We start from the raw sequence: 24,676 nt of genomic DNA, 5'->3' as shown, positions 1-24,676 counted from the left end.
TCGTTGCTCCTCAGCGAATCAGTTACGGCTGGACAGCCGGCGGAAGGTCGGGGCCTGGATCGCGGCGAAGCCGCACAGGGCGAGGGTCAGCAGCACCCAGCCGAGAGAGCTGCCGGGCTGAAGCACCACGGGCATGTCGGCGGTCACCACGGTCGGCAGGATCACGGCCAGCGTCCAAGCGGCGCCGAGTACGACGGCGGCCCGGCGCACCCCCGCGTACGCGCCCACAGCGATCGTGGCGGCCGTGAAGGCCAGGCAGGGCAGCAGGGTCACGGCCAGCGAGACGCCGGTGTGGCTGCTGGCCAGGGCGAGAGCCGGCACGACCACGGCCAGCACCGCCGCGGTCCGCCGCAACAGCATGGCCAGCCCGGACCGGGGCGTGCCGGCGATCAGCTCCCAGGCCGGGTCGTGCCGGCGGCTCCACGCCACCGCCACCCCGGGCAGCGGCGCCACCGGCGCCAGCAGGGCCACCAGCGACGGGAAGGCCGGCTGCACCGCCTGGAGCAGCGCGGCGCAGGCCAGCACCGCCACCGTCATGGTGAGCCACGGGACCAGGTGCCAGACCAGCCAGCGGTGGCGGGCCGGCGCCCAGCGCCGTCGCGGGGCGGGAGCCGGTCCGGTCGCGATCCCCCGGTCGACGCCGACGGCGATCCGGTCGAGCAGTGCCCGCGTGTCGTCGGTGGCGTAACCGGCCATCAGCGACCGGCAGTCGGCGCAGCTCTCCAGGTGCACCTCGACCGACCAGGCGGTGACCTCGTCGAGGGCGGCCTCCCGGTCGGCGTAGCGGGCGATCACGGCCAGGCTCGGATGGGTCATGAGAGGGCCTCCCGCAGGGCGATCCGGGCCCGCCGGGCCCGGGACTTGACGGTGTTCTCGGGCACGCCCAGCAGGACGGACGTCTCGCGCACCGAGAATCCGTCGAGCACCATGGCGCGCAGGACCTCGCGGGCCTCCGGCGGCAGCTCGAGCAGCGCCTGCTCCAGCTCGTGGCCGACCCAGCCCGCCAGCACCTCGTCCTCGGCGGCCGGGGCGACCGTCTCGGCCAGCGGCACGGCCGGCAGCTGCGCCTGGCGGGCCCGCCGGCGGAACGCGTCGACCAGGCGGTGGGCCGCGATCGTCCAGAGCCAGCCGGCCGCGCTGCCCGAGGTGGCCTGCCCGGCGAAGCTGCCCGCGGCCCGCCAGACGGCGAGGTAGGTCTCCTGCATGACGTCCGCGACCACGTCGTCGTCGGCGCAGCGGCGGCGCAGCCGGGCGAGAAGCCACGGCGACGTCCGCCGGTACAGCTCGTCGAAGGCGCGCCGGTCACCGGCGGCGGTGCGGCGGACGAGTTCGGCCTCGTCCAGAATTCGTCTCACACCAAGCAAGACGTCAGTCTCATCCCCCTCGGTGCGGTCGCGGCTGTGACCTGGGTCACTCATGCGCGTGTCCCCCACCCGAGCTACAGCGAACTGTCCACTCCCCGGTGACGATTTCGAGCGTACGGCTCCGTAGTTTTCCGGCATGCGCTTTCTCGTGCGGTTGGTCGCCGCCCCTACCGTCCCTACACTCGCCGAGTGATGAGCCCCCGCCGGCTGGATGTCACGGTCCGCGACCTGCCCCTCGCCGTGTCCCTCACCGCCATCGCCCTCGTGCCCGCCTGGCACCAGCACGGCACCCGGCTGGCCGACCTCGTCCCCGAGCGGCCGTTCGGCCTGGTGGGTGTGCTGGTAGTGGCCGTCGAGTGCCTGCCGCTGGCGGTACGCCGGCGGTGGCCCACCGCCGCGCTGGCCCTCGTGTTCGCCGGGTTCGCGTTCGACCAGCTCCTCGGCTATCACACGGTCGGCGGCACCGCACTGGCCGTCGCCCTGGTCAGCGCGGGCGCGCACGCACAGCGCCGCCGGCGGGCCACCATGGTCGCCGCGTCGGCCGGATTCGCCGTGCTGATGGCCGCGCTGGACCGGATCGGCCGGGTGGGGGCGGCCGACGTGGTGCTGTTCTACGTGTCGCTGGCGGCCTTCTGGGGCATCGGCTCGGCCCTGCGCGTCAACCGGCTCGCCGAGACCGAACGCACCCGGCACGCCGAAGAGGCGGCGCGCGCGGCCGAACGAACCCGGATCGCCCGCGAACTGCACGATGTGGTGACCCACCACGTGACCGCGATGGTGGTGCAGACCGAGGCCGCGCGTTACCTGACCGCGGCGCCGGACCGCCTCGACGAGACGCTGGCCGCCGTCAGCGACACCGGGCGGCAGGCGATCACCGACCTGCGGCATCTGCTCGACGTCCTGAACCCCGGGCACGGCGGCGAGCTGCGGGCGCTGGTCGAGCAGACCCGCCGGGCCGGCCAGCCGGTGGAACTTCTCGAGCAGGGCACCCCCGGCGGCGCCGAGGCCACGATCTACCGGGTGGCGCAGGAGGCGCTGACGAACGCGCTGAAGTACGACCACGGCGCGCGGACCACGGTCGCGGTCCGCTACGGCCCCGGGGAGGTCGACGTGCGGGTCAGCACCGACGGCTCCGGGGTCGGCACGACGGCCCCCGCCGGCGGCGGGCGCGGGCTCCGCGGCCTGCGCGACCGGGTCGGCACCCTCGGCGGCGACTTCGCCGCCGGCCCCGAGCCCGGCGGCGGATTCGTGGTGACGGCCCGGATCCCGGTCGGGGCCACGTCGTGATCCGGGTCCTGGTCTGCGACGACCAGCCGCTGATCCGCACCGGCTTCGCCACCATCATCGGCGCCCAGCCCGACCTCGAGGTGGTCGGCGAGTGCGGCGACGGCCACGCGGCGGTCCGCCTCGCCCGCGAGCGCAACCCGGACGTGGTGGTGATGGACGTCCGGATGCCCGGCCTCGACGGCATCCAGGCCACCGCCCAGCTGGCCGGCGCGGACGTCGCCCACCCGGTGAAGGTGCTGGTCGTGACGACGTTCAACATCGACGAGTACGTCTACCGCGCGCTGCGCGCCGGCGCCAGCGGCTTCCTGCTCAAGGACGCCCCACCGGCCCAGCTGCTGCACGGCATCCGCACGGTCGCGGCGGGCGCCGCGCTGCTCGCCCCCGAGGTGACCCGCCAGCTGGTCGGCCGGTACGCGGCCCGGATCCGCCCGCCGGGCGACGCGGCACCGGGCGACGTGCCACTGAGCGCCCGCGAACTTCAGGTGCTGCGCCTGCTCGCCGACGGCCTGTCCAACAGCGAGATAGCCGCCACCATGGTGATCAGCCACGAGACGGTCAAGACGTACGTCTCCCGCATCCTCACCAAGCTCGGCCTCCGCGACCGCGTCCAGGCCGTCGTCTACGCCTACCGCCACGGCCTGGTCACCTGACGGCCGGCGTCAGCGTGGCCGGACCAGGCCGGTGCGGTAGGCGACCACGACCAGTTGGGCGCGGTCACGGACGGCCAGCTTGGTGAGCAGGCGGCTGACGTAGGTGCGTACGGTCGCCTGGCTCAGGTGCAGTGACTCGGCGATCTCGTTGTTGGCCCGGCCGTGTGCCACCTCGACCAGCACGTCGCGTTCGCGGTCGGTCAGGGCCGCCAGCGGCGTGGTGTCCACCCCGGCCGGGCCCGCGCCGACGGCGGCGTCCATCACCCGCTGGGTCACCGTGGGCGAGAGCAGGGCCTCGCCGGCGGCCACGACGCGTACCGCGCGGCGCAGTTCCTCCGGGCCGCAGTCCTTGAGCAGGAAACCGGCCGCACCGGCCCGGATGGCGGCGAACACGTGCTCGTCCGTCCCATAGGTGGTCAGCGCCACCACCCGCACCGCCGCCAGTGCCGGGTCGGCGACGATGCGGCGGGTCGCCTCGATCCCGTCGACCCGTGGCATGCGCAGGTCCATGAGCACCACGTCCGGCCGCTCGGCGGCGGCCAGCGCCACCGCCTCGGCGCCGTCGGCGGCCTCCCCCACGACGCTGAGCTCCGGGTCGCGTTCGATCAGCGCGCGGAGGCCGGCCCGGACCAGCTCCTGGTCGTCGGCGAGAAGGACGCGGATGGTCATCCGGCCGGCTCGGCGGGCAGGGTGGCGGTGACCAGAAACGTGCCGTCGGGGGCGGCGCCGGCCCGCAACGTGCCGCCGAGCAGGGTGGCCCGTTCCCGCATGCCGTTCAGCCCGTGCCCGGCGCCGGCCGTGGTGGTGCCGGCGACCTCGTTGACTATCCGCAGGGCCACCGCGCCGGGCGTGTAGGAGATCGAGAGCCGCACGGCCCGGCCGGCCGCGTGACGGCGGGCGTTGGTCAGGGCCTCCTGGACGATGCGGTACGCCGTGGCGTCCACCACCTGCGGCAGCGGCCGGACGTCACCCTCGACCACCACCTCGACCGGCGCGCCGGCGATCAGTTCGTCGAGCCGGGCCAGCGCGCCGATCGGCGCGTCACCGGGCGTTTCCGCCGTGGGCGGCCGGTCGCGGAGGGCGGCCAGCGTGCCGCGCAGCTCCCGGCCGGCCCCGGCGCTCGCCTGCCGGATCCGCCGGATCGCCTGCCGGGCGGCGTCCGGATGGTTGTCGTCGAGCGCCTCGGCCGCGACGTCGGCGTGCAGCGTGACCACCGAGACCGTGTGTCCCAGCACGTCGTGCAGGTCGCGGGCCAGCGCCAGCCGCTCCTCCTGGGCCCGCCGGCCGGCCTCCCGGGCGAGGCCGGCGGCCACCTCGGCGCGCCACAACCGCCGGGTACGGACCACATCACCCAGCAGGATCGCGGCCGCCATCACCGCCACCGTGGTCGGCAGCTCGTAGGCGTACAGGTAGCCGGGCGCCTCCCCACCGAAGCTGCGCGCCACCGACGAGACCACGACCAGGGTGGCCGCCGCGGTCACCGCCCAGCGCAGCTTCCCGGCCTCGGCCGCCGAGTACAGGGCCGCGCCGACCGGCAACGCGAGCCCGATCGGCGGCAACCCGATGGCGTAGTAGCCGAGCAGGCCCAGCCCGGACGCCGTCAGGGTGAGCACCGGGTACGGCCGGCGGACCAGCATGAGGGCGCCGAACCCGACGGCGAACACGTACGCGACCGGAGGGGTTCCGTCGCCGCGGACGTTCGCGGTGACGGCCGTGGCGACGATCGCCGCCGTGGCGGACCCCAGCACGGCGTCGACCCGTCGTCGGCCCCAGACCATGACCGCAGGATAGTGCCGGCTCACCCCTGCGCACGGTCCCCGGCTCGGCCCGCCATCGCCCGCGACACCAGCCAGGCCAGGCCGCCGAGCACCGCTCCCTGCAGCGCGTTGAAGATCAGCATCCCGGCGTACCCCGGCAGCGGGATCGTCTCGGCCGACGCCAAGAAGGGCTGCAGCGACCAGTTCAGCAGGATGGCCGCCACCGCGTAGGCCACGCCGGCCAGGGCGAGGGTGGCCACCGGGTTCGGCACCCGGCGCACCACAGCGGCCATCACCCAGACCACGGCGATCAGCCCGGTGATCAGCAAGGGGCCGACCGGCTTGGCGAGCGGACCGGAGTCGTACGCCCCGACGATGCTCAGGACGGGGCGGACCAGCCCGAGGAGTCCCAGGACGACGGCGAGCCGAAGATTCATGACCGCGACGCTAGGCTCGCGGGCCACCGCGCACATCGGGCCGATGTCGACGCCCGGCGTCAACATCGGGTGATCAGCGGCCGCGGCGGTCCGCCTCCTCAGTTCTGGTAGACGTCGGGAACATCGTCGCGGTCGCGGTCGACCCGCTCGGCCTCGTAGATCCGGCGGTAGGTGCGGTTGCGCATCCGCAGGATCACCGTCGCGAGCAGGGCCGCGGCGAGTGAACCGGCCAGCACGGCCACCTTCACGTGGGCGTCGCGCTCGGTGCCGGCGCCGAAGGCCAGCTCCCCGATCAGCAGGGAGACGGTGAAGCCGATACCCGCCAGCACAGCCAGGCCCATCACGTCGATCCAGGCCAGACCCGCGTCGATCCGCGCCCGGGTGAAGCGAGCCGTCAGCCACGTCGCGGCCACGATGCCGATCGGTTTACCGAGGACCAGGCCGGCCATGACACCGACCGCCACCGGATCGGTCAGCGCCGAGGACAGGCCGTCGAACCCGCCGATCGCCACCCCGGCCGACATCAACGCGAAGATCGGCACCGCGACGCCGGCCGACAACGGCCGGAAACGGTGCTCGAAGTGCTCGGCCAGTCCCGGCCCGTCGCCCCCGTCGCGGCGCAGCACCGGCACGGCGAAGCCGAGCAGCACCCCGGCCACGGTGGCGTGCACCCCGGAGGCGTGCATCAGCGCCCAGGTGGCGAAGGCCAGCGGCAACAGCAGCCACCACGCCCGGACCCGGCGCTGCACCAGCACCGTGAACAGCGCCAGCGGCACCAGCATGCCCAGCAACGGCCACACCGACAGGTGATCGGTGTAGAAGATCGCGATGATCACGATCGCCAGCAGATCGTCCACCACGGCCAAGGTGAGCAGGAAGGTACGCAACGCCGACGGCAGGCACCGGCCCACGACCGCGAGCACGGCCAGCGCGAACGCGATGTCGGTGGCCGTCGGGACCGCCCACCCCTCGGTGGCTCCCCCCGCGTTGACCAGCACGTAAATCAAAGCGGGCACCGCGACGCCGCCGAACGCCGCCGCCACCGGCACCGCCGCCCGCCGCGGATCGCGCAGATCGCCCGCGACGAACTCGCGTTTGAGCTCCAGCCCGGCCACGAAGAAGAAGATCGCCAACAGCCCGTCGGCCGCCCACTTGCTCAGCGACAGATCGAGGTGCAGAGCCGCCGGGCCCACGGTGAAGTCCAGCAGCGCCTCGTAGCCCCCCGCCCACGGCGAGTTCGCCCAGATCAGCGCGACCACCGCGCCGGCCAGCAGCAGAGCGCCCCCGATCGTCTCCTTACGCAGGATGTCGGCGATCCGCTTCGCCTCCGGCCACGAGCCACGGCCGAGAATACGGGGGGAAGGATTGGGCGATCGTGTCACAGAAAGTCCCTTTCGCGGGGTCGGGTCACTCCACCGCCGACCAGACTTCCCGGCACACCACCACCGACCTTACCGGCCGAGCTGAGCCTCAACCCCTCAGGTGGGGGACCCGGCGTCCGATCAGGCTAGCGATGTCTCGCACCTTCCCCGATCGTGTCTGCCGCCGGTGGGTCCTCCTGGCCGCCACGTGGCTGGTGGGCTACTTCGTTCTCATCGCCGCGACCAAGGACTCGGAGTCCGGGCGCCTGTTCGTCGGCGACATCCTCTATCTCGTACCCCTGGCCGGCAGTGTCGCCGTGGCCCTGGTCGCCGCCCGGCGGCTCACCGGAAGGCACCGGACGTTCTGGTCCCTGCTCACCATCGCCTACACGGCCCAGCTGCTCGGCGAAGGCGTGTGGTCGGGCTACGACTACCTGGCCGGCGATGACTTCACCCAGCCGCTGCTCGCGGACGTCGGCTATCTGACCGCCTCGGCGGTGACGCTGGTCGCCGTCCTGGTCGGCTTCGGCGGCGCCAGCGCGCTCCGGCGCCTGCGCGGCCTGGTCGACACCGCCATCATCGTGCTCGGTGTGGGCGCGGCGGCCTGGCACACCGTGATCCGGCCCCAGCTGTCGGCCGACCTGAACCTCACCGACCTGATCAACCTCACCTACCCGGTGCTGGACACCGCCATGATCTGCTGCGTGCTCATCATCGGCGCCGGCGGGCACACCCGCATTCCGCTGGCCGTACGCCTGGTCGGGATCTCCTGCGGGATCAACGCGGTCTGCGACCTCGCGTACACCTATGTCAGCGTCAACACCGAGTACGACAGCGGCGGCTGGCTCGACGCCGCCTTCTCGGTGGGAATCGTGTGCAACTTCGTCGCCGCTATCGTGGCGATCCGCCAGCCCGAGCCGCCCGCCGAGCCCCGTTCGTTCGACCGTGGCCTGAACCTCACGCCCGTACTGCTCTCCAGCGCCGCGGTGTTCACCCTGCTGGCCTCGCAGAAGGCGCGCACCGGCAACGTCGACACCACCACCCTGGCGATCAGCGGCGTCCTGTTCATCGGCGTGCTCTTCCGGCAGTACCTGTTCACCGCCGACCGTACGGCCCTCGCCGAGCAGCTACGCCAGGCCGTCGAGGAACAGCAACGGCTCGCCGTCACCGACAGCCTCACCGGCCTGCACAACCGGCGGTACTTCACGGAGGAACTGGCCGCCCGGCAGGCCGGCGGCGCCCTGCATCCGGCCGCCCTGCTCGTCGTCGACCTCGACCATTTCAAGAGTGTCAACGACACGTACGGCCATCTCCAGGGCGACGTGGTGCTGCGCGAAGCGGCGGCCCGGATCGCGGCCGCCCTCCGCCCGGGCGACCTGGTGGCCCGGTGGGGTGGCGAGGAGTTCGTCGTGCTCCTGCCGGACACGCCCGAAGCGGAAGCGACCGGCGTCGCCGAACGGATCCGGCGGCAGGTCGCCGCCCAACCGGTGCGCCTGACCACCGGACCCGTGTCCGTCACCGCTTCCCTCGGCGTCGCCACCAGCCGGCACGGCACCGACAGCATGCTCGTCGAACGCGCCGACCAGGCTCTCTACGAGGCCAAACGGTCGGGCCGCGACCGCGTACGGCTGTGGGAAGCCGCTACGCCGGCACGCTCAGCCGCTGTTCCAGCCGGACCTGCTCGGTGACGTCGTAGGCGTACTTGATGACCTTCACCGGCCGCCCGGACAGGTCCAGGATCGGGTTGTAGCTGGACTGGATCCAGACGTCCCGGCCGTCCTTGCCGAGCCGGTGGAACCGGCCGGAACGGAACTCACCGGCGCGTAGCCCGGCCCACAGATCCCGGTACTCGCCGGAGGCGGCGTACTCGTCGGTGCAGAACATCGAGTGGTGCCGGCCGACGATCTCCTCCAGCGTGTACCCGACCGTGGTCAGGAAGTTCTCGTTCGCCGTGACGATCCGCCCGTCCAGGTCGAACTCGATCACCGCCTGGGACCGGCCGATCGCGGCCAGCCGCCCGGCGAACTCGGCGTTGCGCCGCTTCTCGGCGGTGACGTCGTTGGCGAACTTGACCACCTTCACCGGCTTGCCGTCGGCGTCGAGGATCGGGTTGTACGTCGCCCGGATCCACACCTCGCTGCCGTCCTTGGCGATGCGCCGGTACTCGGCGGAGTGGAACTCCCCGCGCGCCAGCATCTCCCAGAAGGACCGGTACTCCGGGCCGGCCGCCTCGTCGTCGGCGACGAACATCCGGTGGTGCCGCCCGCGGATCTCCTCCAGGCGGTAGCCCATCAGCTCCAAAAACATGTCGTTGGCCTCCAGCACGGTGCCCGCGAGATCGAACTCGATCACCGCCTGGGACCGCCGGATCGCGGTGACCTTGCCCTCGAAGTCGGCGTTGCGGGCCTTGGCCTCGGTCACGTCGCTGGCGAACTTGACCACCTTCCACGGCTTGCCGTCAAGACCGAGGATCGGGTTGTACGTGGCCTGGAGCCAGACGTCCCGCCCGTCCTTGCCGTAGCGGTGGAACTCGCCGGAGACGAACTCGCCCTGCCGCAGGCGCCGCCAGAACTCGGCGTACTCGGCCGACTCCGCCGTCTCGGCCGACACGAACATCCGGTGGTGCCGCCCGATCACCTCGTCCGCCCGGTACCCGACCACGGCCAGGAAGTTCTCGTTCGCGTCCAGGACGTGCCCGTCGAGGTCGAACTCGATCACCGCCTGGGACCGCGAGATCGCCTGAATCTTGCCCTGCGCGTCGGCCGTGGCCCGCTTGCCCTCGGTCACGTCGAGAGCGTGCTCGATCACCTTGACCACCTGCCCGGCGCGGTTCTTCACCGGCACCCAGCTGGACCGGATCCACCGGTCCCCGGTGCCCTGCCAGACCAGCCGGAACTCCGCCACGAGGTCACTGCCGGACCGCAGCCGCTCCCACAGTTCGGCGTAGTCCACCGACCCGGCCACCTCGGGCGACACGAACGACCGGTGCTCGGTACCCACGAGCTCATCCACCCCGAAACCCACCAGCTCGGCGAAGGCCTCGTTGGCCCGCAGAATCCGCCCGTCCGGGCTGTACTGCGCCGTGGCCGACCCACGCTCGTACGCCTCGACCTGGCTCGTGAGCTCAGCCAGCATCTCATCCATGGCAGCCGTCTGATCCAACAAGTCTGTGTCCTCCCGCTCGCACCAGTGCACCTTCCAGCACAGACGCAGATCGGTCACAGCGCACACGACGTGAGAGGTGTTGGGCAAAGGTCTGGCCAAGCCGCCTTTGCGGAACGCGGCCAGGGACTTCGGCCCGTGCGCCGGGCGGATCACCTGGACCCCGGACGGCATCGCGTACGGTGACCAGGTGTTCCACGCCTAGGTGGTGCGCCCTCAGGGCTGGTCCGGGGACGCGAAGAGCACGATGTCGCCGGGCTCGCAGTCGGGTGACAGGTCGAGCCGGGTCACCTGGAGCAGATGGCCGCCGGCCCCGCTGCCGGCCGCCGTGCTGACGTCCGGGACGACCACGACGCGACTGTCCGGGTTCTCGTCCCCGGGGACCGGCACCGTCTCCGGTTTCCAGAGCTGGACCTGCTCCACGCTGGCCCGTTCGCGCATCTTGCCCTCGAGGGTGAAGGTGGACGCGGCCAGCTGCGGGCACACCAGGTCGCCGTTCGGCCGGGGCAGCGCGCCCTGAAGGAACTCGGTCATCGGCACCACCTCCGTCTGCTCTCCGTCCCGGTGGACCGTCACCTTCTCGGCCAGTTCCGTGACCGGCACCCGCCGGATCCCCTCGCGGATGCGGGAGCTCGTCATCCGCCGGGCCTCGGCACCGCAGCGGCTGGCCCGGAAGTGCCCGATCAGCCGGGTCCGGGCGTTGAAGGCCCCCGAGTTCTGGTAGACGTCGGCGTACTCACCGAACGGCTCGGAGGCCGGCGCGTGCCCGGCCGGCCCGGTCGCGGTCGGGTCGTCCTCCGGGCTGACCACCGCCGGCGCGTAGTCGGGGTTGTTCTCGGTGCTCTCGGCGTCCAGTGTGCCGCCCATGGCGCGCTCCATGACCGCCACGTACAGGTGCATCAGCCAGCCCCGGCCGAAGGTGTCCCGCAGGGTGTGCTGGATGACCCGGTCGACGGTCGCGTCGTCGTCCGCGACGCTGAACTGGAAGGCCTGCGGCAGCTGCCCGGTGTCGAGCCCGAGCTTGGTCTCGGGTTCTTCGCCCCGGCCGAACGGCTTGTGCGCCATCCAGCCGATGATCTCGCCCCAGTCGGTCAGGACGTCGTAGACCGAGGCGAGCCGGTCCGCTTCGGTGGGCCAGCGCTCCACCGCCGCGACGATGGCTCGCCGCTGCTCCTCGACGGCGGCGAGCTCGTTCTCCAGGCGTACCTCCCGGGCGAGGTATCCGGCCATCCGCCCGCCCCACCAGCCGGCCGCGATCAGCGCCAGCAGGGCCACCACGCCGGCGACACCCAGCGGGAACAGCAGGGCGCAGGCCACGGCGGCGGCCGACAGCACGCCGGCCGACGGGCCCACCCACCGGTTCTTGCGTACCTCGGCGAACGACTTGTTCAGCTCGCCCTGCAGACGCCGCCGCTCGGTGTTGGTCCCGTTGTACTGCGCGGCCCGCCGGTCGAGGTCCTTGCGAGCGATCCCCAGTTGCTTGCTGACGTGCTCGCTCAGAAGGCCGATGAGCGACTGCGCCCGTTCCCGGTCGTCCCATTCGACGAACCGGGCCTGGCAGGCCCGCAGCACGGCGAGCCGGCTCTGGGCCGTCTCCGGCGGTTCGTCGCCTGTGGTCTCGGCCTTGCTGACCGCCTCGGCCAGCCGGCGGCGCACGTGCCGGGAGGCGTTCAGGTCGGTGGCGCGTACGTCGCCGCAGCGCCGGCCGACCGCGCTGAGCGCCTTGATCTCTTCTTCCTTGAACTCGAACGTCTCGACCGGCGAGGGCACGATCCAGCGTGCGTTCGACACCACCGGCCGCCGTCCCCCGACGACCGCCTGAACCTCGTCGGGCTGCTCGCCGGCATCGATCAGGCCGAAGCACATCTGCCGCAGCGGCCGCCAGGCGAACGCGGGCGCCGGCGCCCGCTTGGGCAGCAGGTCCGGAGCGGACAGGGCGATCTCGTGGACCCGCCACGGCGTGGGCGGGAGCTGGGTGAGGTTCCACGAGTCGGCCTGGTCGGTGATGTCGGGCCGCGACTTCGTCAGCCACTCGACGACCGGCTCGGTCAGATCGCGGGTCGGTACGCTGATCGCCTCCGTCCGGCGCCGCACGAGCTGCCGGAAGGCGCGGGTCACGGCCGATCCGGTGCGCCGCGGCCGGCGCGGCTCCCGTTCGGGCTCGGGGAGCGGGTGGAAGTCGAACGGGTGCTCGCCGATGTTCTGCCGGAAGGCCGTCGCCACCGCCTCGACGGTCCGCGCGGAGCTGCGGACCAGACGGTCGCCGCGGTCGACGAGCTCGGGGTCGAGCAGCGCCGTGGTGTCGGCCCGCACCACCTTGTTGATCACCCGCTCGCTCAGATCGCGGTTGTCGACCAGCCGCACCGTGCTGCGGGCCACCACGATGCGGCGGTGATTCCCGGCGACCCGGGTCGCGTCGGCGGTGTCGAACGGCGCGGCGGGCTGATGCTCCCAGAGCCCGCCCGCCGTCGCGCAGGCGAGCGCCGCGTGCGGCGGGAACGCGGCGGCCCGGGTCACCTTGAAATCTATGGCGTCGTCGTGCGGCCGGTCCTCCGCCGAGACGACGACGTTGACGTCCCACCGGGGTTCCAGCAGCGCGGGCACCGGCAGCGCCGGGCCGCCGCGCGGGACGACGAGGTTGACCCGGATCAGCCGGGTCCGGTACGACAGGCTGGGCGCGATCACCTCGAGGATCTCGTTGAGCTTGTCGCCGCCGCCGGGCTCAGGCTCGGCCGGTACGGGCCGGACCGCCACGAACCGCACCAGCCGCAGCGTGCGGGTGCCGATGCTGTCCAGCAGCTTCTCCTCCACGGTCCCGGACGGCGAGATCCGCCGCACCGGGAGCTCGTCGAAGGCCGGCACCGGGCCGTTCAGCACGTCGTCGGTGACCAGGAGCGAGGTGCGCAGCAGGCCGGCGGCGGTCCAGTCCTCGACCACCCGGACGATCTCGCCGTCGTCCGGCGTCACGGCGAGGATCACGGCGACGTCGCTGCCGGGTGGCGTGGTCATCGTCCCTCCGCGGGCCGGATCAGGCTGCCGAGGGCGCGGTGGATGTCACGGCGGATCTCCCAGGCGCGTTCGCGGCGCACCGGGCTCTCCAGCGGGTACCTCTGCTCCGCCTCGCCGAGCAGGGTCCGGAAGTCCTGCTGGGCCGTGCTCGAGGCGGTGCCGGCGTTGTCGCCCAGCATGGTCAGCACCCGGTAGGCCATCAGCGGCTCGTCGTTGTTGGTGGCGGCGACGAGCGCCAGTGACATCGACTCCAGCAGCGCGGCGAGGCAGTCGAACGGGTCGCTCGGGGACACGGGCGGGCCGAGCAGGGGCTCCGGGAACGCGAGCTTGTCGCCGTACTTGACAGTGACCCGGCGCCCCCGGGCGTCCACCTCGATGATGTCGTCGACGAAGGCCACGAAGAAACCGCGGACGATGCGCAGCCGGGTGCCGGGGTCGACCGGCACCGCCTCCGGCAGCGGCCGGGCGCGGCGCCAGTGCGAGAAGACCGACTCCCGGCCGATCCGCCGGTGCGCCTCCCAGTCCTCCAGGATCGGCCGGGTCAGCGACTCGAAAGCGGCGTGGTGGTACGGCCGGTCGAGGAACGTGGTCATCTCGATCTCCGCCGGTCCGGCCTCGTCGAACCGGCGTGCGGCCAGCTCGGCCGGGAAGTTGCCGACGTTGGTCAGCACGCTGAGCGCGGTCCGGTAGGCCTCGGTGCCCTCGACCAGCGGGATGGCCGTGATCAGTGGTTGCTGCGCGGGCGCGTTCTCACCGCCGGCCAGCGCCTGGAATCCGGGATCGAGCCGGACCAGCGGGGCCGACGCGCGGATCGCCGAGGCGAAGGAGGACTCGAAGCGGGCCAGCCGCTCCCGCTCCTCGAGTGACGGGGTGTTGCGGCCCAGCGCGTCCTGCAGCGACTGGTGGATGTAGGCGCCGACGGCGATCTGGTCGTCGCCGCACCAGCGCCGGGCGCGGGTCAGGAGGTCCTCGCCGGTGATGCGTACCTCGAAGACCGCCGTCTGCTCCATCTGGCGGTTCTCGCTCCAGACCCGGGCCAGCTCGGGCTGCCAGTTGCGGGACGCGACGATCAGCGACCGGGCCGCGTCGGTGCCCGCCCGGCCGGTGACCATCGGGCCACTGCCCAGGATCACCTGCTTCACCGCGAAGTAGTAGGGATCCTCGGCGTTGGCCGCGGTGTCCTGCAGCAGCCGGGCCAGCTCGGCCGGGTAGCTGGCGACGGGGTCGACGAGGAACTGGTTGGGGCGCGGATGCAGAGAGGCCGGTACGGCGTACGACGGCTCCGAAGGCCATTGGCCGATCATCGACACCTTGCCGCCGGGGACGCTGAGGGCGTCCCGGCGCAGCATCGTCAGACCGTCGGCGAGGGCACGCTCGAACGGCTGGAGCAGATAGCGGCGCAGATCGCCCAGCAGCTCGGCGGCCGTCCGGCGGGCCTGCGCGTCGCCGGCCCGGCCGAACGCCGCCTCGGCGCCGGCGGCGAGCGCGTTGTCCACCCGCAGGCTGGTGACCGGGAAGGTGTTCGTACGGCGCCGGAACATGCCCCGCGCCTCCTCGCCCAGGGCGTCGTTGATCTCCTCGCCGTACCGCTCGGCGCGCGTGGTGTCCTGCATGGCCTCCCCCTCCAGGCGCAGGATCAGGTCGTCGTCGATCAGCCGCCCGACCCGTTCGACGAGCCCCAGCGCCACCGGGAGGCCGTCGGTCAGCAGGATCTCCTCGACCTCGCGCAGCAGCCGCTTCTGGATCTCGGCCGTCCACTGGTGCGCGTTCTCGACGATCTGCTCCTCCTGCTCCTTGACGAAACGCTCGCGCCGTTCGTCGATCCGGGCCCGCAGGATGCTCCGCCACTCGGGCAGCGAGTACATCTTGTCCCGGTACTGCTGCTGGATCGCGTCGCACTCCTTGCTCACCGCGCCGCGCCGGGGCGGGGCCAGCCGCTCGAGGAACGCGCCGGCGGTCCGTTCGCCCGGGCTGTCCAGTTGCAGGGCCGTCAGGAAGCTCGGCCACCGGCGCTGGATGCGCGTGTCCCGGTCGATGTGCGCCGGGTCGTCGGCGGCGACGCCGCCCGCGCCGTACAGCAGCCGCTCGGCCGCCAGGCGCCCGACGCACTGCGACGCGTACACGTGGAACAGCTCCCGGCCGAGGCCGACGCTGGCGTAGCCGAGGGACGAGAACGGCGCCTCCACGTTGCCCTGCACCAGGCCCATCGGGTCGGCGCCGGTGGCGGCCTGCTGCCAGTTGCCCCAGACGTACGCGAGGTACTGCTGCTGGATCGAGGGGCTCATGGCCCACGCGGTCAGTGTCCGGGCGACGGACGCGAACACCTCCTTCTGCTCCTCGAACGGCAGCACCTCGTTGCCCGAGCCGATCAGGAACGACCGGGCCGGTCCCCGCCGGGCCGGCTCGCCCGGCCGGCGCAGCAGTTGCCCGTCGGCGCGCTCGCCGTCGCCCATCGTGTTCCAGTGTGCGGCCGCGAGCTCGGAGACGGCGGCCAGGGCGTTCGCCTGGACCCCCTGGCGTTTGTCCTGGCTCAGGCTGTGGAACACGTCCGGCGCGTAGAGCACGGCCGCGGAGTCCGCCGCCCACTGCCGGCCCAGGTCGTGCAGCACGTCGCAGACGTCCAGGAAGGCGCCGGCGCCGGTGCCGCCGGCCAGCGAGGACACCACGACCACGGCCGGCGGGGCGACGTTGGCGGCCCGGGCCGTCTCGCCGCGCATCGCCTCCTGGACGCGGGTGAGGCTCAGCTCGGCGTCGTTGCCTTCCAGGCGGTTCACCGCGGCCGCGACGGCGTCGCGGATCCGCACCTTCGCGTACAGCGTGAGGGCCCGGCCGATCGCCCGGAACTGGCCGGCGCCGTGCTGCACCGCGACGTGCACCTCGTGGGCCTCGGGCAGCCAGGCCCGTTCGAGCGCGGCCGGGTCGTTGAGCCGTTCGAGGGCCCGGGTCACCGTGCCGTAGGTGAGGTTCGGGGCGACCAGCGAGCGGTAGGACGCGATGGGAAGGGCGGGCAGTTCGGGCGACTCCTCGCTGACCACGGCCGCGTCGATGTGCAGGAACTGCCATCCGGTGGGCATCTCGGAGATGCCGATCCGGTTGAGCCGGGTCAGCAACTCCTGATGCAGGTAGCGCAGGGTGTCGCCGCCGGAACCGCCGACACCGATGAACAAAAAGCGTTGGACCATGATCGCTCCAGTGGTCTAGGCCCGGGACTCGGGATCGGATTCGGTGCGTTGCCGGGGAAGCAGGTTCCGCGCGGCGTCGGCCGCCTGCTCCACGATTTGGGTGATGCGCTGGGGTGTGACCCGGTCGTGGACGTCGAGCACGACGGCGACATCGAGGGGGACCTCCACGTCGGCGCTCGCGGGCTCCGGCGCGGCGGCGCGGCCGGCGACGGCCACGCAGTTGAAGTCCGGCTCGGAGGGCCCGCCGACCGGGCGGGTCTCGACGTGCCGGTCGCCGGCGACCGGCCCGGTCCGCGCCACGTGGAACGGGTGCCGCCAGGGCACGCGGGCGCGGAACTCTATGGAGCCGACCCGGAACGACCGCCGGCTCGCCGTCACCGGCCGGAAGTCGTCACCGGTCGGCCGCCAGGGCCGGCCGTCCTCGCTCAGCTCGACCCGGTCGGTGCCCGGCCGCCAGCTCGCCCGCAGCCGGTAGCGGGCCGCCTGCCGTTCGCGTCCGTCGACCCGGGTCAGCGCCAGAGCGTTGAAGAGGGCGAACCCGGCGAGTGGCAGTGCGGTCATCACCAGCATGCAGAGCAGCGCGAGCCAAACCGGAGGTTCCGGGGCGACGCCGCCCGGCCCCACGTTGAGCCGGACCGGCACGAGCAGTTCGTCGTCCGGGCCCGACGAGCCGGCACTGCGTACCGTCAGCTCGCCCTTGACCGTCCCCGTCCACCCGCGCTTCTCGGTGAAGCTCGCGGTGAGATCGATCGTCGCGGTCCGGCCGGCGGCGACGCGGAGGCAATTGCTCCGGTCGCGGCCGGATCCCTCGGCCCGCACGGCGACCGGCCCGACATCCGCCACCGTCGCCAGGTCCAGTCCGCCGCGGTCGATCCACACGCACCGCTCGGCGTCGCCGGCGGTGAATGTGAGCGCGGCCTGGCGGCTGTCCGATCCGTGCAAAGCCGCGAACCGCGGTGCTACGACGGTCACGCTGGACGTGACCGGGACCGGCACGACGATCTCCGGTGGCCCGATCGGGAACCCGGCCTTGGTCCGGACGTCCAGCCTCAGGCGCACCTCGACCTGACTGCCGTGCCAGTCGCCGGGCGCGGTGAAGGTCGCCGTCCATCGGTCACCCGCCTGACGCCGCACGTCCCGTACGGCAATGGGCTTCTTGTCGTCGGAGGGCGAGGCCACGCTGACGGCGAGCTCGGGTGGCCGGGCGCCGGGCGGGCCGGCCGGAAGTCGCACGTCGGAGGGCCGGGTGCGGATGTCGAAGGTCCAGGGCCGGTTCCGTACGAAATGAGGTGTGCCCTCGATCCTGGGCAGCTGATCGCTGAACAGGTGGATCGAGCCGGTGACGCCCGCCGCGCCGGCGCCGAGCAGCCGCACCGTCCAGCGGCCGGCCCACGACGGATCGCCGGACGGCAGCGCGCCCCGCACGATGACCAGCGAATTCCCGTCGTCGCCGTACCACTGCCAGGTGAGCCGCGCCCCACCCACCGCGACGGGAGTGTCCCGGCCGGGGCCGGGCAACGGCGCTACCGCGCCGGCCGGCGGATCGAGCGCGACCCGCACGCCGGGCGCACCCGGCTCGATCAGAACGGTGAAACCGCTCAGGCCCTCTTCCAGGTCGAACGTGCAGCCGAGCCGCACCGGCTCGCACTTGATCGGCGGATTCGCGGGCGGGTCGCCGATCCCGAAGAAGATCTTGGCGAGGTCCTTCTCGTCGGTCGCGCGCAGATACTGCCCGGCCGCGTCGGTGGCCGGGGTTCCGCATCCCGGCCGGACCCCGCTGATCCGGCGCAAGAACTCCTCGTCCGGCTTGTCCTCCCCCTTCACCAGCCCGACGGTGATCACGTTGACGCCGTCCTGCCGCAACTGGTCCATGACGCCGCCGCCACGGCACAACTGGTCTTTGCCCTCGGCCACCCGCTCGGCGAAACCGGGCTGCTTGTCGTCGATGGGCTCGAACTTGCCGTCGGTGAACCACACCAGCATCTGACAGGGCGGGACGTCGGCGGTGTCCTGGGCGGCGCGCTCGGCCAGCAACCGGCGCGACTCCCGAAGCGCGATGACGTAGTCGGTGTCGCCGGTGAGGGGCGCGTTCCGGAGGGCGGCGCGGTCGGCGGCGCGCGACGCCGGATCGGGCCGGTGCCAGTCCCCCAGCGCCTGAAAGCCGGTGTTGAACACGGCCCACCGGACGGAGACGTCGATGGGTGCCCTTCCCGGCTGGCCGGGGCGGCCCAGTTGGTCGAGCTGGCCGAGCGCGATGTCGGCCGCGGTCAGCCGCCGGTTCTGGGGGTCGGTGTACGGGATGCTGCCCGAGGTGTCGAAGACCATGAGCACGTGCAGGACGGGACGGCTCTGCAGGCACGAGGCGAGGCCGGCCAGCCCGCCCGGGACCGCGGCGACGGCCGGGCCGGGCACCCCCAAGCCGGCGGCGACCGTGGCCAGAAGGCCCACGAGCAGCAACCGGCATGCCCTCATCCGAAGTACCACTGCGCCACCTGGTAGGCGTGCACCAGACCGACGACGGCGCCGAGTCCGGCGGCGGCGACGACGGCCCGGCCGCTGTGCAGCGGACGGGAGTAGTCGGTCCGCTGGCGGCGCCGCTGATCGACCAGGCGGTACCAGCCCAGGCACACGATGGTCAGGACGCCGCCGAGCGCCCAGCCACACCAGTGCCAGACGGTGTACTGCGTTCCCCGGAATTGGTAGGCCAGCAGAATAGCGATGATCAATGACGACCAGGCGACGAATGTCGGCGCGTGGGGAGGGTGCGTTGTGCTTTCATCGATCATCAATTTCACCCATTAGTGAATGCCTTCGATATCGGCAATTGCCGTGGTGGCGACGGTAGACTGTCGGTGCCGACCTGCGGGACCCTACAGAAATTCACTCATAGGGGTCAATCGCCTGGTCGAGTTAGGACGGAAGGCTTTCCGCACTGTCCGAACGGGTGAACCAATCCGGACGGGCGCGGCAGGATCATTGCGCCGATGAGCGGACAGGGTGGCGGCCGCCGGACGGCGTTGCTCGTCCACGTCGAGAACTTCGCCGAAAGGCTGGACGAGCACGGCGAACTCCACCCGCTCGCCCTCGAGTCGCTGCCGTTCGCCGGCCGGGTGCGCCGGCTACGCGAGCAGCTCACGCGGTTCGGCTACGCGATCCGCGAGCCCGACGACCACACCGGCGCGGGGATTGCCCGCACCGTCGAGAAGCTGCTCGACGAGCACGGCGCCGACGACGTGGTGCTCGTCCACGTCCTCACACACGGCGAGCCCGACGGGCACAACGGCGGCTACTACGTCCTGGGCGAGGACGGCGTGCGCGACTTCAACGCCGACGCGGGCCGGTGGCTCGAACGCGCCGAGGCGTCCACCGGCCGCTTCGCCTCACCTCGCGACCGCCCGTACGCGCTGTTCCTGCTCGACCTGTGCTTTGCCGGTCGGGCGGTCGCGAGACAGTGGCGCACCGGCGGCCGATCGGACGGCAAGGCCTACGCGATCTGCGCCGCCGCGAGCGACCAGAAGGCCTACAACGCCCGCTTCACCGAGGCCTTGGCCGACGTTTTGGCCGGTGCCGCGAATCTGGCGGAATTCGATCCGTACGACGCCGACGGAATTCTCCCGCTGGACGTGCTGACCCACGAACTGGTCAAGAAGATCACCGAATTGGAAAAGAGCGACCGCGCCGATCCGCAGCATGTCGTCACCACTCCGGTATCGCTCGGCGCGACTCGTCTTCTGCCATTCTTTCCGGTACGCGGAGTCGTCCGCCCACCATCGTCCGACCTGCGGCCCTTCCTCCTTTCGGGCAACCCCGTTTCGGGAAAAGCCGGCGACGTCGACGGCCTTTTCACCGGCCGCGCCGCCGCCATGGCGCGCCTCGGCGCCTGGCTCGCCGACCCCACCGCGGCGCCGGTCCATCTGGTCACCGGCGAACCCGGAGCGGGCGTCTCCACGCTGCTCGCCCAGGTCGTCCGCCACGCCAACCGGGACCTGCGGGCCGCGCTCGGCGTGGACCCGGCCGTCGCCGTGCCCGAGACGGCGGAACTCGTCGCGGTCGACCTGGCCGGCTCGGACCTGCCGCAGGCGGTGGACGCGATCGGCCGGCAGCTGGTTCACCACACCTTCGGCGGGCGGGCCGAAGCTCTCGTCAACACCGTTCTCGGCCGGGCCCGGCCGGTCACCCTGGTCCTCGACGGTCTCGACCAGGCGGTCGACCCGGCCGCCGTCCACGCGCGGCTGCTCCAGCCCCTGGTGGCCGGTCGCACCACCGCGGGCGGGCCGGCCTGCCGGCTGCTGATCGGCGCCCACGTCCTCCCCGGCTCCTTCCCGGTCGCCGTCGACACCACCGGCCTCGACGCGGTGGACCCGGACGACCTCCTCGCCTACCTCGAACTTCTGGGCGCGCGGGAAGGCCGCGCCGGCCCGCGCTGGTCGGCGTTCGCCCGCGAAGCCGCCGGCGCCCTGACCGCCGCATCCCCGCCGGCGGATCGGTTCGGCGCCTATCTGGCGGCCGCCGTCCTCGGCCGGGCGGCCGCGGACGGGTCCGAGGCCCCGCTCTCGCGGGCGATGACGGTGGTGTGGGCGCTGGAACTGGAAAGGGCGGCCAGCTCCTGGGCTCGGCCGGTCGCGACCGCCCTCGCCTGGGCCGAGGGTGACGGCATGCCGATCGCCGTTCTCCGGTACGTGGCGATCGCGCTGGCGGCGGGCCGGACGCCCGGCACGCAACCGCTCACCCCCGAGCGCGTCGCCGCCGTACTGCACGACCTGCGCCGCTACCTCACGATCTCCCCCACCACCGACGGCCGGGTCTACCGGCTGCGCCATCCCGCGCTGGCCGGCGCCCTCCGCACCGACGCCGACGCGCCGACCGTCCTGGACGGGATCTACCGCGCGGTCGGCGAACCCGGTGGGGCACAGGCGTGGCGATACACCACCGACTACGCCCGCCGGTACGTGCTCGACCACGCGGCCGCGGCCGGCCGGCTCCCCGAGCTCCTCGGCAACGCCGCCTTCCTCATCGAGAACGCCGGCCAGATCCTGGACGCGCGGCTGACGCCGGCCGAACCCGTCGCGGCGGCGACAGCGGTGGCCCGCCGGGCGCGGGAGCTCGATCTGGTCGAAGCCCGGGAAAGCGCCCGGTTCGAGCTCGCCGTCGTGGCCGCGCGGCACGGTGCCGCCGACCTCGCCCGCGGCCTGGCCGAACTGCCCGCCGAGCCTCCCCTGACCTGGCGCCCCCGGTGGATCGCCGGCACGTCCCGGCCGGACGGCGGCCACGAACCCGGCCTCGACGCGCTCCTTCTGGTCACCGTCGAGGCCGGGCAGGCCGTCACGTACGACGCCGGCTCCGGCCAGGTGGTACCGGGCCCCAGGCGCGACGTGACCGCCCTGTCGGCCGGCGGCTCCGGCCCCGACCGGCTGCTGGTCAGCGCGACCGGGCGCACTGTTCAGGTCCGGTCGGCGGCGACGGGTACGACGACCGGCTTCGGCACCGCCCGATTCGGGGCGGTAAGCCGGGTGGCGGTCCACCGGCGGGCGGACGATCTGGTGATCGCCGCGGTCACCGACCGGCACATGCTCGAGTGCTGGACCGCCACGGGGGACGTCTTCGCCGAACCCCTGGACTGCGGACCCCCGGTGTCGGGCCTGGCCCTGACCGGCGACGGGACCCGGGTGCTCGCGATGACGCGGAACGTCAACAACCACGTCGACGTGTGGGCGCTGGAAACGGGGAAGCGTGTTCTGCCGAGCCTGTCCGGTACGGACGCCACCGTGGTGGAAGCCGAAGGGAACACGTACCTCGTGGTGGTGGACGGAGGGTTCACCGTCCGCACCTACCGGATCGCCGACGGCCAGCAGGTCGCCATGGTGCCGCTGGCCCGCCGGGTCGGCCGGGTCCGCGTCGTCCGGCAGGGTGACGATCCGCTGGTGGTGATGGCGGCCGGCGCGGACCTGCTCACCTGGAACCCGACCGAGAATCACGTGCTGCCCCGGCTGATCACAACCGGGACCCGGCCGATCGAGCACCTCGACTGCGTCTCCGGCCCGGCCGGACCCGTGACGATCGTGGCCAGCGAGGGACGCCGAGTGACCGGCGCCGACCTGGACACCGGCCGCCGCTCAACGGTGGAACTGGCCGGCCGGGCGCGGATCGGCGCGCTGGTCGCCGTGCCGGGACGCGGAGAGGCACCCGTACCGGCCCGGCCTTCCTTCGCCGTCGACGCCGAAGGCGCGGAACTGTTCGTGGCCGTCACAGGAGAGGGTGGCACGCGCATCGGCCGCCTCAGCCGGGGCGCGGTGACGGAAGCCGAGGCCGAGGGCGACTACGGCGATCCCCGGATGGACTGGCTGCGCGCCGGCCCGCTACTGCTTCTGCGGCGGACCGGCGCGGACGGGCGTACCTCCGTCGTGGACGCGCGGACCGGCACCGCCGTACCCACGCCCGCGATCGGCTTGCCGATGCCGGTGGACCGCACGCCCGCAAGCCATGACCCGGTGGTCACCGTGGTCGACGGGCGGGTCGTCGTCGTGACGGCTGAGGAGTCCGGCCGCCTGCTGGTGCACGAGCCGGAAGCGGGAGCACCCCACCGGATCACGATCCGGGACGGCCGGCCGGCCGGGCTGGCGCCGCTGCCCGGCGACCCCGAGGTGGTCGTTCTGGGCTACCGCGACGGCGCTGTCGGCCTCGTCGACCTGCGCGCCCGGCGGGAGATCGACCGGATCGAGGTTCCCGGTCCGATACGGCATCTGACGGTCCACCCCCGACCGGGGGACGGGGCCTGGGTGGTCGTCGAGGCGGCCACGGAAGTCCTCGTCCTCGAGCTGACAAGACCGAACTGAGGAGGCACGATGCCGGGAATCGTCGGCGTGCACGGAGTCTGGAACCACCTGGCCGGGAAAACCGACGAGGAGGCCGTACGGCATCACAGCCGGACCTGGAGCGGCGCGCTGGCGCATTCCCTCGGCGACGCGGCAGCCGCCGATATCCACGTGGCCTACTACGCCTCCTGCCTGCGGGTCGCGTACGGGCACGGCGCACCGGACCCGGACACCCTCGACGCCGAGGAGCAGGAGTGGCTGCGGGAGTGGGACGCGGCGCTGAGCCCGCGGGCCGAGGTCGGTCAGGGGCGGATGCTGAAGCCGGTACGGCAGATCATCAGCGGCATGGCCACCCGATGGCACCTCGACGAGCGGCTGACCGGAGCATTCGTGACAGTGTTCCTCAAGGAGATCAAGGTTTACTTCGACGGGCGCGACCCGGCCCCGCGCCAGGCCGCCCGGGACCGGGTCGCCGGCGCGCTGCGGCGGGAACGCCCGTCGGTGCTCATCGCGCACTCGCTGGGCTCGGTCGTCGCGTACGAGGCGCTGTGGCAGAACCCGGACCTCAAGGTCGACCTCCTCCTCACCCTCGGCTCGCCCCTCGGCCTCCCACCGGTCATCTTCCAGCGGCTCGACCCCGAACCGGCCGACGGCCGGGGCAGCCGGCCACCGGGCGTACGGCGCTGGGTCAACATCGCCGACCCGGGCGACCTGATCGCGGTGCCGCGCTGGCTGGCCCGCTCCTTCGACGGAATAGACGAGGACCTGGAGGCACCGATCGGCGTGTTCCAGTTCCACAAGGTCGTCCCGTACCTGCGATGCGCCCAGGTAGCGGACACCCTGCGGCCCTACCTCTGATTCCTCCGCCGCGACTGGGCACCCCGGCCCGCCGCGGACCGGTGCCGTTGACCGGCGCCACGCGACATCTGGTCGACCGGGCGTCCCTCGCGGCCCTGCTGCCGGAACTCGGCCGGGGCCGCTTGCGGGCCGCCCTGGACGTGACGGAACCGGTCTGCATGGCGAACCAGTACGCGTACCCTTCCCTGCTCTGAGCCTGGGGTCGCTTCGCCCTGATGCCGGACTGGCTCCGCGGGCCTGACCACATCGAGGCGCACCCTCGCTCAGAGCCGGTCGAACGGGCCGGCGTAGGAGAAGCGGCCGGTCGTACCGTCGTACTGGCTGAGAATCCTGACCTGGAAGTAGTCGCCCCACGACGGGTCCGGCGCGACTATGCCCGTCGATGCCGAGGGGACGAAGCCGAAACGACTGTAGAAGGCGGGGTTGCCCAGCAGCGCGACCAGGGGCTCGCCGAGCGCGTCGGCCGCGCCCAGAACGGCGTGCATCAGAGCGGTGCCGACGCCGGCTCGCTGCCTGTGCGGGACGACGCTCAGGGGTCCGAGACCGAGAGCCGGCCGGCCGTCGACGTGGGCCCGGGTGGCGACCACGTGGCCGACCACGACGTCGTCCTCGACCGCGACCAACGACAGCTGCGGGATCCAACCGGCGTCGTCGCGCAACCGCGAGACCAGCGTCGCCTCCCCCGGATCTCCGCCCGGCTCGACCGGCGGCGCGCTGTGCGCGACGCCCCGGAACGCGGCGGCGGTGACCGCCCGGATCGCCTCGGCATCATCGGGTAGTTCCCGTCGAATCATCAC

At 72.8% G+C, this 24,676-nt stretch carries 19 protein-coding genes; 7 read left to right on the top strand and 12 right to left on the bottom strand.

Features of this window, described 5'->3' with window-relative positions:
* Positions 1–18: 18 nt before the first annotated feature.
* The gene (locus tag ACGFJ7_RS28175) at positions 19–816 is read right to left on the bottom strand and encodes a hypothetical protein (protein ID WP_392644659.1); all 798 of its coding nucleotides are present in this window, start codon (positions 814–816) and stop codon (positions 19–21) included.
* A complete protein-coding gene (locus tag ACGFJ7_RS28170) occupies positions 813–1,346 on the bottom strand; it encodes an RNA polymerase sigma factor (protein ID WP_360255513.1) in 534 nt (177 codons plus the stop codon). The genes ACGFJ7_RS28175 and ACGFJ7_RS28170 overlap by 4 nt, the downstream gene beginning before the upstream one ends.
* A 210-nt stretch (positions 1,347–1,556) precedes the next feature.
* Between ACGFJ7_RS28170 and ACGFJ7_RS28165 the strand changes: the two genes are divergently transcribed.
* Together ACGFJ7_RS28165 and ACGFJ7_RS28160 are read left to right on the top strand one after the other, a co-directional pair.
* A complete protein-coding gene (locus ACGFJ7_RS28165) occupies positions 1,557–2,651 on the top strand; it encodes a sensor histidine kinase (protein ID WP_392644852.1) in 1,095 nt (364 codons plus the stop codon).
* Positions 2,648–3,301: a response regulator transcription factor gene (locus ACGFJ7_RS28160; protein ID WP_360255324.1), complete on the top strand. Its 654-nt coding sequence runs from the start codon at positions 2,648–2,650 to the stop codon at positions 3,299–3,301. Before ACGFJ7_RS28165 ends, ACGFJ7_RS28160 begins: the two co-directional genes overlap by 4 nt.
* Positions 3,302–3,310: 9 nt before the next feature.
* Here ACGFJ7_RS28160 and ACGFJ7_RS28155 read toward each other — a convergent pair whose 3' ends face one another.
* The 4 genes from ACGFJ7_RS28155 to nhaA all read right to left on the bottom strand — a co-directional run bounded on the left by ACGFJ7_RS28155 (position 3,311) and on the right by nhaA (position 6,877).
* Complete coding sequence (locus tag ACGFJ7_RS28155; protein WP_392644654.1) at positions 3,311–3,970, bottom strand: response regulator; 660 nt, start codon at positions 3,968–3,970, stop codon at positions 3,311–3,313.
* On the bottom strand, positions 3,967–5,079 hold the full coding sequence (locus ACGFJ7_RS28150) for a histidine kinase (protein ID WP_360255330.1): 1,113 nt from the start codon (positions 5,077–5,079) through the stop codon (positions 3,967–3,969). Before ACGFJ7_RS28150 ends, ACGFJ7_RS28155 begins: the two co-directional genes overlap by 4 nt.
* A gap of 20 nt (positions 5,080–5,099) precedes the next feature.
* On the bottom strand, positions 5,100–5,495 hold the full coding sequence (locus ACGFJ7_RS28145; protein WP_360255332.1) for a hypothetical protein: 396 nt from the start codon (positions 5,493–5,495) through the stop codon (positions 5,100–5,102).
* A gap of 98 nt (positions 5,496–5,593) precedes the next feature.
* The gene (gene nhaA / locus ACGFJ7_RS28140; RefSeq protein ID WP_392644651.1) at positions 5,594–6,877 is read right to left on the bottom strand and encodes a Na+/H+ antiporter NhaA; all 1,284 of its coding nucleotides are present in this window, start codon (positions 6,875–6,877) and stop codon (positions 5,594–5,596) included.
* A gap of 131 nt (positions 6,878–7,008) precedes the next feature.
* Here nhaA and ACGFJ7_RS28135 point away from each other — a divergent pair, with 131 nt between their 5' ends.
* Positions 7,009–8,544 (top strand): GGDEF domain-containing protein, encoded by a 1,536-nt coding sequence (locus tag ACGFJ7_RS28135; protein ID WP_360255336.1) that lies wholly within the window; start codon positions 7,009–7,011, stop codon positions 8,542–8,544.
* On the opposite strand, the gene ACGFJ7_RS28130 is transcribed toward ACGFJ7_RS28135, so the two are convergent.
* The gene (locus tag ACGFJ7_RS28130) at positions 8,498–9,991 is read right to left on the bottom strand and encodes a PAS domain-containing protein (protein ID WP_392644649.1); all 1,494 of its coding nucleotides are present in this window, start codon (positions 9,989–9,991) and stop codon (positions 8,498–8,500) included. The two genes, ACGFJ7_RS28135 and ACGFJ7_RS28130, sit on opposite strands and share 47 nt — an antisense overlap.
* Before the next feature lie 106 nt (positions 9,992–10,097).
* On the opposite strand from ACGFJ7_RS28130, the gene ACGFJ7_RS28125 reads away from it, so the two are divergent.
* The gene (locus ACGFJ7_RS28125; protein ID WP_392644648.1) at positions 10,098–10,223 is read left to right on the top strand and encodes a hypothetical protein; all 126 of its coding nucleotides are present in this window, start codon (positions 10,098–10,100) and stop codon (positions 10,221–10,223) included.
* Positions 10,224–10,234: 11 nt separating this feature from the next.
* Here ACGFJ7_RS28125 and ACGFJ7_RS28120 read toward each other — a convergent pair whose 3' ends face one another.
* Genes ACGFJ7_RS28120 through ACGFJ7_RS28105 form a run of 4 tightly spaced genes read right to left on the bottom strand, consistent with a single transcriptional unit; the run spans position 10,235 to position 18,935 of the window.
* On the bottom strand, positions 10,235–13,027 hold the full coding sequence (locus tag ACGFJ7_RS28120) for a hypothetical protein (protein ID WP_392644646.1): 2,793 nt from the start codon (positions 13,025–13,027) through the stop codon (positions 10,235–10,237).
* The gene (locus ACGFJ7_RS28115) at positions 13,024–16,209 is read right to left on the bottom strand and encodes a tubulin-like doman-containing protein (protein WP_392644644.1); all 3,186 of its coding nucleotides are present in this window, start codon (positions 16,207–16,209) and stop codon (positions 13,024–13,026) included. The genes ACGFJ7_RS28120 and ACGFJ7_RS28115 overlap by 4 nt, the downstream gene beginning before the upstream one ends.
* Before the next feature lie 15 nt (positions 16,210–16,224).
* A complete protein-coding gene (locus ACGFJ7_RS28110) occupies positions 16,225–18,681 on the bottom strand; it encodes a vWA domain-containing protein (protein ID WP_392644643.1) in 2,457 nt (818 codons plus the stop codon).
* Positions 18,678–18,935, bottom strand: coding sequence for a hypothetical protein (locus ACGFJ7_RS28105; RefSeq protein WP_392644641.1), 258 nt, complete (start codon positions 18,933–18,935; stop codon positions 18,678–18,680). Before ACGFJ7_RS28105 ends, ACGFJ7_RS28110 begins: the two co-directional genes overlap by 4 nt.
* A gap of 258 nt (positions 18,936–19,193) precedes the next feature.
* Between ACGFJ7_RS28105 and ACGFJ7_RS28100 the strand changes: the two genes are divergently transcribed.
* The 3 genes from ACGFJ7_RS28100 to ACGFJ7_RS28090 are packed head-to-tail and all read left to right on the top strand — an operon-like array spanning position 19,194 to position 24,073.
* Entirely contained in the window at positions 19,194–23,042 is a 3,849-nt protein-coding gene (locus tag ACGFJ7_RS28100; protein ID WP_360255354.1) for a hypothetical protein, read from the top strand.
* 9 nt (positions 23,043–23,051) lie between these two features.
* Complete coding sequence (locus tag ACGFJ7_RS28095) at positions 23,052–23,879, top strand: hypothetical protein (protein WP_392644639.1); 828 nt, start codon at positions 23,052–23,054, stop codon at positions 23,877–23,879.
* A gap of 47 nt (positions 23,880–23,926) precedes the next feature.
* Positions 23,927–24,073, top strand: coding sequence for a hypothetical protein (locus ACGFJ7_RS28090; protein WP_392644637.1), 147 nt, complete (start codon positions 23,927–23,929; stop codon positions 24,071–24,073).
* A gap of 69 nt (positions 24,074–24,142) precedes the next feature.
* On the opposite strand, the gene ACGFJ7_RS28085 is transcribed toward ACGFJ7_RS28090, so the two are convergent.
* Positions 24,143–24,673 (bottom strand): GNAT family N-acetyltransferase, encoded by a 531-nt coding sequence (locus ACGFJ7_RS28085; RefSeq protein ID WP_392644850.1) that lies wholly within the window; start codon positions 24,671–24,673, stop codon positions 24,143–24,145.
* Between the last annotated feature and the right edge of the window lie 3 nt (positions 24,674–24,676).

Source organism: Actinoplanes sp. NPDC048988, from assembly GCF_043197815.1.
Taxonomy (GTDB): Bacteria; Actinomycetota; Actinomycetes; order Mycobacteriales; family Micromonosporaceae; genus Actinoplanes.
This window is presented reverse-complemented; position numbering and strand designations above follow the sequence as displayed.